This window comes from Streptomyces sp. GL_148 (assembly GCF_057834205.1).
Window position 1 is genome coordinate 3,549,388 of sequence record NZ_CM174396.1, and the last position, 12,692, is coordinate 3,562,079.

General features: G+C 71.3%; 11 protein-coding genes. 4 read left to right on the plus strand and 7 right to left on the minus strand.

The annotated features are described in order from the left end of the window. Window positions 1–267 precede the first annotated feature (267 nt). The 3 genes from AC3IYI_RS16040 (at window position 268) to AC3IYI_RS16050 (ending at window position 3,906) form a co-directional block, all read left to right on the plus strand. Window positions 268–1,248 carry an acyl-CoA desaturase gene (locus AC3IYI_RS16040; protein WP_489410810.1) on the plus strand — a complete coding sequence of 327 codons (981 nt, stop codon included), beginning with the start codon at window positions 268–270 and terminating at the stop codon, window positions 1,246–1,248. Then, entirely contained in the window at window positions 1,248–1,919 is a 672-nt protein-coding gene (locus AC3IYI_RS16045) for a TetR/AcrR family transcriptional regulator (protein ID WP_250737780.1), read from the plus strand. The genes AC3IYI_RS16040 and AC3IYI_RS16045 overlap by 1 nt, the downstream gene beginning before the upstream one ends. Window positions 1,920–2,175: 256 nt before the next feature. Beyond that, a complete protein-coding gene (locus tag AC3IYI_RS16050; RefSeq protein WP_489410811.1) occupies window positions 2,176–3,906 on the plus strand; it encodes an FG-GAP repeat domain-containing protein in 1,731 nt (576 codons plus the stop codon). A gap of 75 nt (window positions 3,907–3,981) precedes the next feature. Here the strand turns inward: AC3IYI_RS16050 and AC3IYI_RS16055 are convergent, their stop codons facing one another. Beyond that, window positions 3,982–4,401 carry a VOC family protein gene (locus AC3IYI_RS16055; protein ID WP_489410812.1) on the minus strand — a complete coding sequence of 140 codons (420 nt, stop codon included), beginning with the start codon at window positions 4,399–4,401 and terminating at the stop codon, window positions 3,982–3,984. A 2-nt stretch (window positions 4,402–4,403) separates the two neighbouring features. Next, window positions 4,404–5,282, minus strand: a complete 879-nt coding sequence (locus tag AC3IYI_RS16060) for a trans-aconitate 2-methyltransferase (RefSeq protein ID WP_489410813.1) — start codon at window positions 5,280–5,282, stop codon at window positions 4,404–4,406. Window positions 5,283–5,443: 161 nt separating this feature from the next. Between AC3IYI_RS16060 and AC3IYI_RS16065 the strand changes: the two genes are divergently transcribed. Next, window positions 5,444–5,941 carry a MarR family winged helix-turn-helix transcriptional regulator gene (locus tag AC3IYI_RS16065; RefSeq protein ID WP_489410814.1) on the plus strand — a complete coding sequence of 166 codons (498 nt, stop codon included), beginning with the start codon at window positions 5,444–5,446 and terminating at the stop codon, window positions 5,939–5,941. On the opposite strand, the gene AC3IYI_RS16070 is transcribed toward AC3IYI_RS16065, so the two are convergent. The 5 genes from AC3IYI_RS16070 to AC3IYI_RS16090 all read right to left on the minus strand — a co-directional run bounded on the left by AC3IYI_RS16070 (window position 5,900) and on the right by AC3IYI_RS16090 (window position 12,568). Then, window positions 5,900–6,685, minus strand: a complete 786-nt coding sequence (locus AC3IYI_RS16070) for a LuxR C-terminal-related transcriptional regulator (protein WP_489410815.1) — start codon at window positions 6,683–6,685, stop codon at window positions 5,900–5,902. The genes AC3IYI_RS16065 and AC3IYI_RS16070 overlap by 42 nt on opposite strands. Window positions 6,686–7,162: 477 nt before the next feature. Continuing rightward, entirely contained in the window at window positions 7,163–8,137 is a 975-nt protein-coding gene (galE, locus tag AC3IYI_RS16075; protein ID WP_489410816.1) for a UDP-glucose 4-epimerase GalE, read from the minus strand. Window positions 8,138–8,232: 95 nt separating this feature from the next. Continuing rightward, window positions 8,233–8,922: a response regulator transcription factor gene (locus AC3IYI_RS16080; RefSeq protein WP_489411554.1), complete on the minus strand. Its 690-nt coding sequence runs from the start codon at window positions 8,920–8,922 to the stop codon at window positions 8,233–8,235. 153 nt (window positions 8,923–9,075) lie between these two features. Further along, the gene (locus tag AC3IYI_RS16085) at window positions 9,076–10,815 is read right to left on the minus strand and encodes an outer membrane protein assembly factor BamB family protein (protein ID WP_489410817.1); all 1,740 of its coding nucleotides are present in this window, start codon (window positions 10,813–10,815) and stop codon (window positions 9,076–9,078) included. A 70-nt stretch (window positions 10,816–10,885) separates the two neighbouring features. Further along, entirely contained in the window at window positions 10,886–12,568 is a 1,683-nt protein-coding gene (locus tag AC3IYI_RS16090) for an outer membrane protein assembly factor BamB family protein (protein WP_489410818.1), read from the minus strand. Window positions 12,569–12,692 lie beyond the last annotated feature (124 nt).

A 12,692-nucleotide genomic window follows, 5' to 3' on the forward strand; every position in this document is an offset into this window, starting at 1 on the left:
CGCTCCTGATGCGCAGCCCGGGCTGCCCGTGCGGACCGCGCTGTCCGACGACACCAGGATAGGCGGCCTGTACCGGTGACCAGGCCCGTGTGTCACCAGGCGGGACGACGGCCGTGCGGCTCGGGCCGATGGACCCTGCCGCGGGCGCGCTCCTCTTGCCCCGCGGGGGACCTTTGCCATACTTACGTTGCCGTAGGTTACGCACCCGTAGGGATGTGTGGCCGGGCGGCGCGCCTGCCGACTCCCTCACCCTCAGGGGACACACCTATGACCATCAGTCCCGACGTGATCGAGGACGCCTCGGCGTCTTCCGGCGCGTCCGTGCCGTCCGCGACCCTCGGCGGTGAGAGCAAGCGGTCCGTCGAGCAGATCGCGCTGCTGCTGTTCATCACCGTGCCCTTCCTCGCACTGCTGGTGGCCGTTCCGCTCGCCTGGGGCTGGGGGGTGAGCTGGCTGGACGTGGGCCTGATGGTGTTCATGTACTTCCTGGCCTGCCACGGCATCACCATCGGCTTCCACCGCTACTTCACGCACGGTTCCTTCAAGGCGAAGCGGCCGCTGCGCATCGTCCTGGCGATCATGGGCTCGATGGCGGTCGAAGGACCCCTGGTGCGCTGGGTGGCCGACCACCGCAAGCACCACAAGTACTCCGACCACGAGGGCGACCCGCATTCGCCGTGGCGCTTCGGCGAGACGGTCCCGGCCCTGATGAAGGGCCTGTGGTGGGCGCACATCGGCTGGCTCTTCGACGAGGAGCAGACCGACCAGCAGAAGTACGCCCCGGACCTGATCAAGGACCCGGCGATCCGCCGGATCTCGCGCGACTTCGTCTTCTGGACGATGTTCTCGCTGGCGCTGCCGCCGCTGGTGGGCGGTCTGGTGACGATGTCGTGGTGGGGTGCCTTCACGGCGTTCTTCTGGGGCTCCCTGGTCCGGGTCGCGCTGCTGCACCACGTGACGTGGTCGATCAACTCGATCTGCCACGCGGTGGGCAAGCGCCCCTTCAAGTCGCGCGACCGCTCCGGCAACGTGTGGTGGCTGGCGGTGCTGTCCTGCGGCGAGTCCTGGCACAACCTGCACCACGCCGACCCGACCTCGGCCCGGCACGGTGTGCTGCGCGGCCAGGTCGACTCCAGTGCGCGGCTGATCCGCTGGTTCGAACAGCTGGGCTGGGCGTCCGACGTCCGCTGGCCGTCCGAGGCCCGCATCGACGCCCGGCGCAAGGAAGAAGTGTCGAACGCGGCATGATGGGGGGTGTGGGAAACGACGGCAGCAGTTCCAGCAGCGAGAAGCCCAGGCGCAGCCGCCGGGTCCGGATGACGGGCGCCGAACGGCGTCAGCAACTGCTGGACATCGGCCGCACCCTGTTCGCCGAGAAGGGGTTCGAGGGCACGTCGGTGGAGGAGATCGCGGCGAAGGCCGGAGTCTCCAAGCCGGTGGTCTACGAGCACTTCGGCGGCAAGGAGGGCCTCTACGCGGTCGTCGTGGACCGTGAGATGCGCCAGCTGCTGGACGGGGTGACGGGCGCGCTGACGGCCGGGCACCCGCGGGAGCTGCTGGAGCAGGCGGCGTTCGCGCTCCTGGACTACATCGAGAACTACACGGACGGTTTCCGGATCCTGGTCCGTGACTCCCCCGTGGCCCAGTCGACGGGCACCTTCGCCTCGCTGATCAGCGATATCGCCACGCAGGTCGAGGACATCCTCGGTTTGGAGTTCAAGGCCCGCGGCTTCGACCCGAAGCTGGCCCCGCTGTACGCGCAGGCGCTGGTCGGGATGGTCGCGCTGACCGGGCAGTGGTGGCTGGAGACGCGCCAGCCGAAGAAGGCCGAGGTGGCGGCGCACCTGGTGAACCTGTCCTGGCACGGACTGGAGAACCTGGAAGCGAAGCCGCGACTGGTGGGCCACCGCAAGAAGTGAGTGCGCCCGTCCGTTCGCGGTGCGTGAGCGGTACGTCGCACCTGGTGCCCGGGGCCACAGGCCCCGGGCACCGCTGCGTTCTGAACGTGATCAAAACGGCTTGCTTAATGTCTAGACAACGCGCGCCACACGGGTAGTCTTCGGTGACTCCCGGGGGGGAATGCCGTCTCACGTGCAGCGCAGTACTGCCGCGCGCCCTGAGACGAGATCGTTCAACCCGGTTTCGCCTGACTACCAGGGAGACCTCTTGTCTTTCATGCGCTCCACGCGCTCCGGCCGCATCGCGGCCTGCACCGCCCTCGCCGTCGCGGCGGGCATGCTCCTTTCCGGTCCGGTCTCGGCCGCCGAGAAGCCGTTCCCCACGGCCAAGGCCGAGCGGCCCACGACCGACGAGCGCGCCACGGGCACCCGCCCGCAGGCCCCGGCGCCCAAGGCCGAGAACAGCACCCGCAGTGCGGCGGCCCCGGTGGCGCCGCTGCTCGACGTGGACGGTGACGGCTGGTCGGACATCCTGTACCGCGGCCTCAGCGGCAGGACGTTCCTGAAGACCTTCCACGAAGAGCAGGACCCGGTGTACGCCGTACCCGGCGCCGACGCCGGCGAGGGCCCCGCCTACGGCGAGGACTTCAAGGACGTCATCCCGGCCGGCGACCTCGACGGCAGCGGGCACCCGGAGTTTCTGACGCTCTCCGTCACCGGCAGGCTGTCGCTGCTGACGGCGGGCAAGGTCGACGCCTCGCGCACCGGCTGGTCCGGCAGCGGCTGGAACATCTACAACAAGGTCACCGGCGTCGGCGACCTGACCGGCGACGGCAAGGCGGACCTGCTGGCCCGCACGTACTCGGGCGCCCTGTACCTGTACCCGGGCAAGGGCACGGCCGGTACGAGCAGCCCGTACGGCTCCCGGATCGCGCTCGGCGGCGGCTGGGACATCTACTCCCAGATCGTCGGCGGCGGCGACTTCAACGAGGACGGCAAGTCCGACCTCCTGGTGGCCACGCCGGGCGGCTCGCTCTACGTCTACCCGGGCAACGGCGCGGGCGGCTTCGGCGACCGGGTCAAGCGCGGCACCGGCTGGAACATGTACAACCAGCTCCAGGTGCTGACCAACAACACCGGCGGCACCTGGGTCGTGGGCCGTGACGCGGCCGGCACCCAGTGGAGCTACCCCTCGAACGGTGCTGCCGGTCTCGGCGACCGTGTGGAGATGGGTCGCGGCTGGGGCTCCGTCGACCTGATCTCCGGCCAGGGCGGCGTGCCCGCGCACGGCCGCTCCGAGCTGGTCGCCCGCACCAGCGGCGGCGCCGTCTACTACTACTACGGCAGGCAGGACGGTGGCTTCGGCGACCGCCGGGAGGCTCTGGGGAACGGCCAGGCGCCGGTCGACCAGGTCGGCATGGCCGTGGCGTCCTCGTTCGACTCCCAGAACGAGACCAGCTGGCTCTTCTGGGGTGGCGGCAAGCTCTACATCGGCGACCACGACCTGGGCGCCGGCTGGGGCATCTACAACTCCCTCGTCGGTGTGGGCGACATCAACGGCGACGGCTACGGCGACCTGCTGGCCCGCGACAAGTACAACGTGCTGTGGCTCTACCCGAGCTACGGCAACGGCTACCAGTTCCGTGACCGTGTCCGCCTCGGCAGCGGCTGGGGCTCCTACAACAAGCTCTTCGGCGCCGGCGACATCACCGGCGACGGCCGCGCCGACCTGCTCGCCCGCGGTACGGACGGCACGCTGTGGGCCTACCCGGGCAACGGCACCGCCGGCTTCGGCGACCGCGTCAAGATCGGCGACGGCGGCTGGAACACCCTGAAGAAGCTGGCCGCGGTCGGCGACATCACCGGTGACGGCCGCACCGACCTCGTCGGCGTCAACTCCGCCGGTACCGCGTACCTGTACAAGGCGACGGGCCTCAAGGGCCTGAGCACCTTCAAGGGCAGCACCTCCCTCGGTGGCGGCTGGAACGCCTACGTGAACCTGCTCTGACCGGTCCCGCACGCACGAAGGCGCCCCGTCACCGGATCTCCGGTGGCGGGGCGCCTTCGTGTGCGCCGTGGCGGTTCAGCGGCCGACGCGTTCCGGGGTGTGCGGTGAGAGGCCGTGCGGTTCCAAGCCGTGTTGTTCCAAAAATTCCAGCCGGTTGCCCACCGGATCCTCGGAGTAGAAGCGGCGGTGCCCCGGCAGGCCGTCGTCCCAGACGACCTTCGCGCCCCGCTCCTGAAGTCTGCTCGCGTAGGCCTCGATGCCGTCGACCCGGAGTCCCGGGTGGGCCTTGCGGGCGGGGCGGAAGTCCTCCTCGATGCCCAGGTGGAGCTGGACCGGCCCGGCGGCGAACCAGCAGCCCCCGCGCGCCGCGAGCACCGGCGGCTTGGGGATCTCGGTCATGCCGAGGACCTCGGTGTAATAGGCGCGCAGCCGCTCCTCCGAGCCGGGCGGGGCGGCGAGCTGGACGTGGTCGACGGCGGCGAGCCCGACGGGCATGCTCAGGCCTCCCTGCGGGCTACGGCGAAGATCCGGCGGAACGGGAAGACGGTGCCGCGGGGGCCCGTGGGGTAGGCCTCGCGCAGCAGGGTGCGGTACTCGGCGAGGAAGGCCTCCGCGGCCTCGTCGTCGTCGGCCAGCGCGGTGAGCACGGGCCGCAGCGCGGTGCCCTTGACCCAGTCCAGCACCGGGTCGGGTCCCTGGAGCAGCTGGTGGTAGGTGGTCTCCCAGACGTCGGCGGCACAGCCGAGTTCGGTGAACCGCTCCAGGTATCCGGAGGGTTCGAGGATGTGGATGTAGCGGGCTCCGTGTCCGGCGAGCCGGGCCCGCCAGCGCGGGGTGTCGCACAGCTCGGCGAGGATCCGGTGGCTGGGGGCGGTGAAGTTGCCGGGAATCTGGAAGGCGAAGGTGCCGCCGGGACGCAGTCCGTTGATCCAGGGGGCGAAGGAGCCGGCGTGGCCGGGGACCCACTGGAAGGCGGCGTTGGAAACGATCAGGTCGTAGGGCTCCTCCGGGAGCCAGTCGGCGAGGTTCCCGTGGCGGAAGTCGAGCCGGCCGCCGCCGCCGGTGGGGCCGGAGTACTCGGCGTCGGCGCGGTGGAGCATCTCCGGGGAGAGGTCGTACCCGGTGATGTGGGCTTCGGGCCAGCGGTCCGCGAGGAGCGCGGTGACGTTGCCGGGGCCGCAGCCGAGGTCGGCGATCCGGGCGGCCCGGGAGGGAAGCTCTGGTATGCGGGCCAGGAGGTCGAGGAAGGGCCTGGCGCGGTGGCCGGCGTGCCGGAGGTACTGCTGCGGGTCCCAGGTGGGGGCTGGGGGCGCCGTCGTCGTGGTGGTGGTCGTGTGCGACGCCGGAATCCTGGCCGGCGCGGTATCGGAATGCATGTTCGAGCCTCCCTGCTGGCGGTGCGGTCGGAATCGGAAGCTGCTCCGGCCCCCTCCATGCCCCATGGTGGCGGAAAATATATCTCGACGTCAAGATACTTGAGATCGAGATGCTCGATTTAAAGAGACTTCACATCGACAGACCCTTTACACTGATCCGCATGGAGGACGAGGTCGACCGACTGGTCGCGGCATGGCGGCGGGAACGCCCTGACCTCGACGTGGAACCACTCGAGGTACTCAGCCGCGTCAGCAGGCTCGCGCGGCACCTCGACCGCGCCCGCCGACTGGCCTTCTCCGAGCACGGCCTGGAGCCCTGGGAGTTCGACGTCCTGACCTCGCTGCGGCGGGCCGGCGCGCCCTACCAGCTCTCCCCCGGCCAGCTGCTGACGCAGACCCTGGTGACGTCCGGGACCATGACCAACCGCATCGACCGGCTCGCCAAGAAGGGCCTCGTCGAACGGCTGCCGGACCCCAACGACCGCCGCGGGGTCCTGGTGCGCCTCAGCCCCGAGGGCCGCGACCGCGCCGACCAGGCGCTCGCCGGGCTGCTGGCCCAGGAACGGGCGATCCTGGCCCAGCTCTCGCGGACGCAGCGCGGCGATCTCGCCGGGCTGCTACGCCAGTTGACCGCTCCGTTCGACAACGTCCCCGGCTAGCCCCTGCCCCGGCAGTCCCGGCAGGTCGGCGGGCCGTACGCCGGCCCGGCGGGCCAGGGCGACCGCCGCGAGCGTGGAGTGCACGCCCAGCTTGCCCAGCACGTTCTGCATGTGGGTGCGGACGGTGTGCGGGGAGAGGAACAGCCGCGCGGCCACGTCCTTGCGGCCCAGCCCCGCCACCATGCAGCGCAGCACCTCGTGCTCCCTGGGCGTGAGGGACTCCACCAGCCGTTCGCTGTCGGTACGGTGCTTGCGCGCCGCGGTCAGTTCGCGGAGCACTCCCGTGAGCAGCGCGGGCGGCAGGTGCGTCTCCTCGCGCAGGACTCCGCGGATGACGGCCAGGAGCCGCGAGAGCGAGCTGTCCTTGGCCACCCAGCCCGAGGCTCCCGCCTGGAGCGCGAGGGCGGCCCGGCGTGCGTCGTCGCGCTCGGCGAGTACGACCGTACGGAGCTCGGGATGGGATACCCGTACGCCTGCCACCAGCGCGATCCCGTCGGCGGTGGGTGGGGCGGAGCCGGACTCCCGCTGGGCCGGAACGCCCGCGGCGACGGCGGCCAGGTCGGAGTCGACCAGCAGGACGTCGAAGCGGCGGCCCTCGGCCACCGCGCGTTCGAGGCAGCGCTGCGCGGCGGGGCCGCTGCCGGCCGCGGAGACGTCCACGTCCGGTTCGGCCGCGAGCGCAGCGGCGAGAGATTCGGCGAAGATGCGGTGATCGTCGACCACGAGTACCCGGATACGGACCACAAAACCCCCAAGGGTCGGGGAACGGACGACTGCGGGTACGACGCCCGGACCGGGTGATCCGCAGGCGCCGCGGCCGCCGCCGTGACATCTCTGCACTACCCCGGACCGGACGTCGTACCCGACTTGTCTCGACCCCTGAATCAACACCGGCCCCCACCGGTGTCACGCATCAGCGTAGGGCCGGGGTCGGCTCGTGGTTGGCCGAATTGCAGAAGTTTTCCGAGCGATTTTCCGGCGAGGCGCTTCCCGAGTGGCTCCGGGGTGGCTTGAAATCGACTGCTTCCCGCCCCCGGAAGTCCCGTTCCGTGCGGTCGTGTGCCGCGGGCAGTTGCACGAGGGGTATTTCACTCGGCGTGCGCACGCCGGGCGCCCGCGCGCAGCGCCCGGCGGGGGCGCGCCCGGAACGCACGCGCGCCCCCGCTCTGGTGAGGAGCGGGGGCGCGCGGGGCAGGGGTGGTGCGGGAGGTGCCTGCGGGCTCAGCCGCGCCGGGCGCGGGTGAAGTTCCAGGCGTCCGTCACGATGCCCGTGAGGTCCGAGCGGGTCGGGGTCCAGCCGAGGCGCTCGTGGGCCGTGCGGGCGGAGGCGACGAGGAAGGCCGGGTCGCCGGCCCGGCGGGGGGCCACGATCTCGGGAATCTCCTTCCCGGTGACCTTGCGGACCGCCTCGATGACCTCGCGGACGGAAAACCCGCTGCCGTTGCCGAGGTTGCACACCAGGTGCTCCCCCTCGGCGGCGGCCCGCAGCGCGGCCAGGTGGGCCTCGGCCAGGTCGGCGACGTGGATGTAGTCCCGTACGCAGGTGCCGTCCGGGGTGGGGTAGTCCTCGCCGAACACGGAGATCGACTCCCGCTCGCCGAGGGCCACTTGCAGCACCAGCGGGATCAGGTGGGTCTCGGGGTCGTGCAGTTCGCCGAACGGCCCGTACGCCCCGGCCACGTTGAAGTAGCGCAGCGAGACCGCCGCGAGGCCGTGCGCCACGCACTCCCCCGCGATCATGTGGTCGACGGCCAGCTTCGACGCCCCGTACGGGTTGGTGGGGGCCGTCGGCGAGGACTCGGTCAACGGGCCGTCGCCGGGCTCGCCGTAGGTCGCCGCGGTGGAGGAGAAGACCAGCCTGCGCACGCCCGCCCCGCGCATCGCGGCCAGCAGGGCCAGGGTGCCGCCGCCGTTGTTCTCCCAGTACTTGCCGGGGTTCGCCACGGATTCGCCGACCTGCGAGGAGGCCGCGAAGTGCAGGACCCCGTCGTAGGAGGGGTCCAGGTACTCGGCGGCGTCCTGGATGCGGCCCTCGATGAACGCGGCGCCGGCCGGCACCCCCGAACGGAAGCCGGTGGAGAGGTCGTCGAGGACGGTGACCTCGTGGCCCGCCTCCAGGAGGTGGGCGGCGACCACCCCGCCCACGTATCCGGCTCCGCCGGTGACCAGGTACTTCGAAGACGCCGTCTCGCTCACGTGCCTACTGCCTCTCGCCGGGAACGCACGCACCGTGCGCGTGCTGGTCACCGGCATACCCGAATCCGCGCCGCCGGGGAAATCCCCGGCCCGGATCAGGGCCGGGCGCCCCCGGACAGCGGCAGTGCGGCCCGGTCCAGCAGACCGGTACGGGCGGCCAGCGCGGCCGCCTCCAGCCGCGAGCCCACGCCCAGCTTCATCAGCACCCGCTGGACGTGCGTGCGCGCGGTGCTCGGCGCGATGGCCATGCCGGCGGCGATGAGCCGGGTGTCCTCGCCCTCGGCGACCCGGACCAGCACCTCCACCTCGCGCGGGGTGAGCATCCGCAGCAGCCGGCTGCCCTCGTCGTCGGGCTGGGCGGCGGGGTTGAGCAGCTCGGCGAAGGCCCCCTGCAACAGCTGCGGCGCGATGGCCACTTCCCCCGCCCGGGCCTTGGCCAGGGCCCGCTCCACGCCCTCGATGCGCTCGTCGTGGCGTACGTACCCCGAGGCGCCGGCCGCGAAGGCGGCGGCGATCCCGCGCGGGCTCGGCACCGGGCCCAGGACGACCACGGCGATCTGCGGACGCTCCCGCTTGATCCGGACGATCGGCTCGAAGACCCCGGGCTCGGCGGGCGTGGCGGTGCCCAGCAGACAGACCTCCGGGGCGCGGCTGATGACCAGTTCGGCGGCGCCCGCGGCCGGGGCGGCGGCCGCCAGCACCCGGTGGCCGCGCAGTTTCAGGGCCGAGGCGAGCGCCTCGGCCAGCAGCCGGTGCTCGTCGACCACCATGACCCGTACGCCCATTGAGGCACCCACCCCCGCCCTTCTGACCCGGCAAGCTACACGCTTGTTCGACGGCGCGGTGCGGATACCGCGCAGAAGCCCCCGGAAGGACGGACCTTCCGGGGGCTTCGGGGTGTTCTGGGCGTCTGCCGCCGCGGGTCAGCCCGCCACGGGTCAGCCCGTCGTGAAGGAGACGAAGGAGTAGTACGGGTCGGACCCCGAGGACCTGCTCATCACGGCGGTGCGGGCGATGAAGAGCTTGCCGTTGGCGTAGCGGTACTCGGCGGAGTCCGGCAGGAACTGGGTCTCGGCGCGCTGCGACTCCTTGGTCGCCGGGTGCTGCATGAGCACGGTCTCCTTCATCGTCTTGCCGTCGATGGAGACGATCTGGCCGCCGCCGTCGTAGGGCGGGACCTTGTGGGCGATGAGGTTGGAGCCGTCCATGCGCAGCGGGTAGATGGTGTAGCGCTCGCCGGCGTCGGCGCGGTCGGCGGTCAGCTTGCCGGTCTCCAGGTCGAAGGAGACGATCTCGTTGGTGCGGCCGGAGTCGGTCGAGCCCTTGTGCTCCTCGGTCGGCAGGTAGAGCTTGCCGTTGCCGACGACCATGTTGACGCAGTCCTCGACCTCGGTGGCCCCGCACTCGGGGTCGTAGTTGCCCGAGGTGAGCGGGATGCGCGCCTTGAGCTGGCCCGCGTCGTCGAGGACGAAGAGGTCGCTGACGCCGGTGGCGTTCTTGGAGGTGTCGTTGACGTCCGCCGCGACGATCAGCGGCTTGGTGGAGACGATCTGGGCGAAGTCCAGGCCCGCGGGGAGCTTGTACGAGGACTTCTGCGCGCCGGTGACCGGGTCGAGGGACTGGGCGGACAGCGTGTAGCCCTTGTACTGGCCGCACCGGCGGATCACGGCGAGGGCCGGGCCGCCCGCGTAGCCGAGGTCCTCGCACTGGTCCGCGTCGGTCTTGGCCGACCACAGGACCTTGCCGTCGGCGAGGTTCCAGGCGGCGCCGCCGCCCGTGCCGCCCGCGGCCACCGTCTGGCCGCTGACGGTGACCTCGCCGAAGGTGATGGGCTTGTCGCCGCCGTTCTGGGACTTGCCGTTGGCCTTCCACAGGAGCTTGCCGGTGTTCAGGTCGATGACGCCGACCTGGTTGCACGGCTGGTACTTCTTCTCGGCCGTCGGCAGGGCCTCGTCGAAGAGGATCGCCGTCTTGTTGTCCGAGACCCAGCGGCTGGCCCCGCAGACGTTGGCGCCGAGCGGGATCTCCCACTTCTTGGCGCCGTCGGCCAGGTTGTAGCCGACGACCTTGCCCATGTCGGACTTGGCGTAGGTGGTGTCGGTGAGCCAGGAGCCGGGGATCTGGACGATCTCGGCCGACTCCGGCATCGGGACGTTGACCAGGGTCTTCGACTTGGTCTTGGCCGGCACCTTCTCGGTGCCTCCGCCGCCCGGGGCCTTGTCGCCGTCGGGGCTCGCGCTGCCGCCGGCCACGGGCTGGTTGCCGGAGCCCTCGTCCTCGCCGGAGACGTACCAGATGCCGCCGCCGACGATGAGGACGATGGCCAGGAGGGCCGCGCCGACGATCATCAGCTGGGTGCGTACGTCGTTGCCGCCGCCGCTGCCGCCGGCGGGGACCGCCGGGCCCTGGGCCGCGTACATGGGCGCGGTGACGGGCTGCTGCTGCGGGTAGCCGTAGGCCTGCTCCTGCGGGTAGCCGTAGGAGGCCTGCCCGGCGGGCGGCCCGGCCGGGACCGTCGGCGGCTGGGCCGGGGGCGGCGGCGGGGGCCCGGCCGGCAGGGGCGGCATGGCCGGGGGCGCGGCCGGGGGCGCGGGCGCGGCGAAGCCGCCCGGCGGCTGGTCCTGCGGCGCGCCGAAACCGCCGGACGGCGGCTGGCTGGGGGGCGGCGGGGTACTCATCGGTGCTACTGCCTCTCGGTGGGCGGTTCGGCGGACTGCTGGGCGGACTGCTCGTTCTCGGGGCGGTCCCTCACTTGCCGAAGACCATCAGGAACTTCTCGCTCTTGTCCTCGGCCTTCAGATGGGAGGCGGAGACGAACAGCCGGCCGTCCGCGTAGTCCACGATCGGGGAGAAGAAGGAGCTCTCCACCGGGGCGGCGGGGCCGGAGGGGTTGCGCAGGACCGCGGTGGGCGTGCCCCCGCCCGCCGGGATCGTGAGGACCTCGCCGCCCTTCTCGCTCTCCGCCTCGCGGTAGACGACGACCTGGCCGCCCGCCGCCTTCAGCGGGGTCAGGGTGCGGCCCTCGCCGGCCGGGGTGCGCCACTTCACCTTGCCGGTGCCGAGGTCGAAGGCGACGATCTCGTTCGGCTGGCCGATGTCGGCCTTGGTGGGCAGGTAGAGGGTGTTCGCGTCCACGTAGGAGGAACCACAGCTCTGGATGGAGCGGTTGAAGAGGCCGCCGCAGCCGACCAGGAAGCTGCCCTCGCCGGAGACGGTGGCGCGCTGCTTGCCGTCGGGTCCGAGGACCACGATGGAGCGCTCCTTGGCCCCGTTGCCGAGGTCGAGGACGATCGGGTCCAGCGAGTAGACGTTCTTGACCTCGAAGCCCTTGGGGAGCTTGTAGATCCAGGTGGTCTTGCCGGTGGCCGGGTCGGCGTCCATGACCTGGACCGTCTTGTCGGTGTCCTGGCAGGTCGCGATGGCGAGCATCTTGCCGTTCATGGCGGCGAAGTCGCCGGGCTGGCAGCCCTGTTCCACCTTGCTGTCGAAGAGCTTGTCCCCGGTGCTGACCTTGAAGGCGCTGCTCATGCCCATCCGGTTGACGACGAGGGAGTCACCGGCGAGGGCGAGGTCCGGGTTGGAGAAGATGTCGAAGAGGCCTTCCTTCGGGACCTCCTTCGACCATCCCTCCTTGCCGGCCTTGAGGTCGATCATCCGCATCTGGTTGCAGTCGGCGGTGTCGGACTCGCCGTTCTTGTACATGACGACGGTCTTGCCGTCCGCGGTCATGTCGTTGGTGACCCCGCAGATCATGGTGGGGAGGGTGAGGGTCCACTTCTCCTTGCCGTCCTTGACCCCGTAGCCGGTGACCGACTTCCAGACGGTCTTGACGACGGTGTCGCCGACGATCCACTGCCCCTTGGAGTCGACGCCCGAGCCGGGGCCGTTGATCTTGCTGCTCTTGAGCCAGAGGACCTTGTCCTCGCCCTGCTTGCGGCCTGCGTTGAGGTCCTGCTCCTCCTCATCGCCGTTGCCGCTGCCGTCGCCCTTGTCCACGGAGGCGGAGGGCGAGGCCTTGTCGTCGGCGGGCGGCGGCGTCGTGTCCTGCCCGATCACCTTGTCGGAGCCCTTGTCCTTGTCGGAGAAGAGCAGGAAGTACCCGCCGGTGCCCAGGACGAGGACCCCGGCGACGGCGGCCGCGATCAGCACGGTGAGCTTCTTCTTCGGCCCGGAGGGCGGAACCGGCGGCATGCCGGGGGCCATGTGCGGGGGCTGGGGCGGGAAGCCGTAGCCCCCGGGCGGCTGCTGGCCGTACGGGCCCTGCGGCTGCTGGCCGTACGGCCCCTGCGGCTGGGGCTGCGGCTGGGGCTGCTGCGCGTACGGGTTCTCGCCCTGCGGCGGGAAGCCGTAACCGGGCTGCGGGGGCCCTGGCAGGTGCCCGTAACCGGAGGGGTTCGGCGGCTGGTTCGGCGGCTGGGGCGGCTCGGTCATCAGCGCATACCTTCGGCTTCGGGTGTGGGAGGAAGCCCTTTCTATCACTGACGACGAGAACCGCGCCGGGCCGGTCCGACCCCTGTTCCCAAGGGAGGACCGGCCCGTGATGCCGCCATTATCG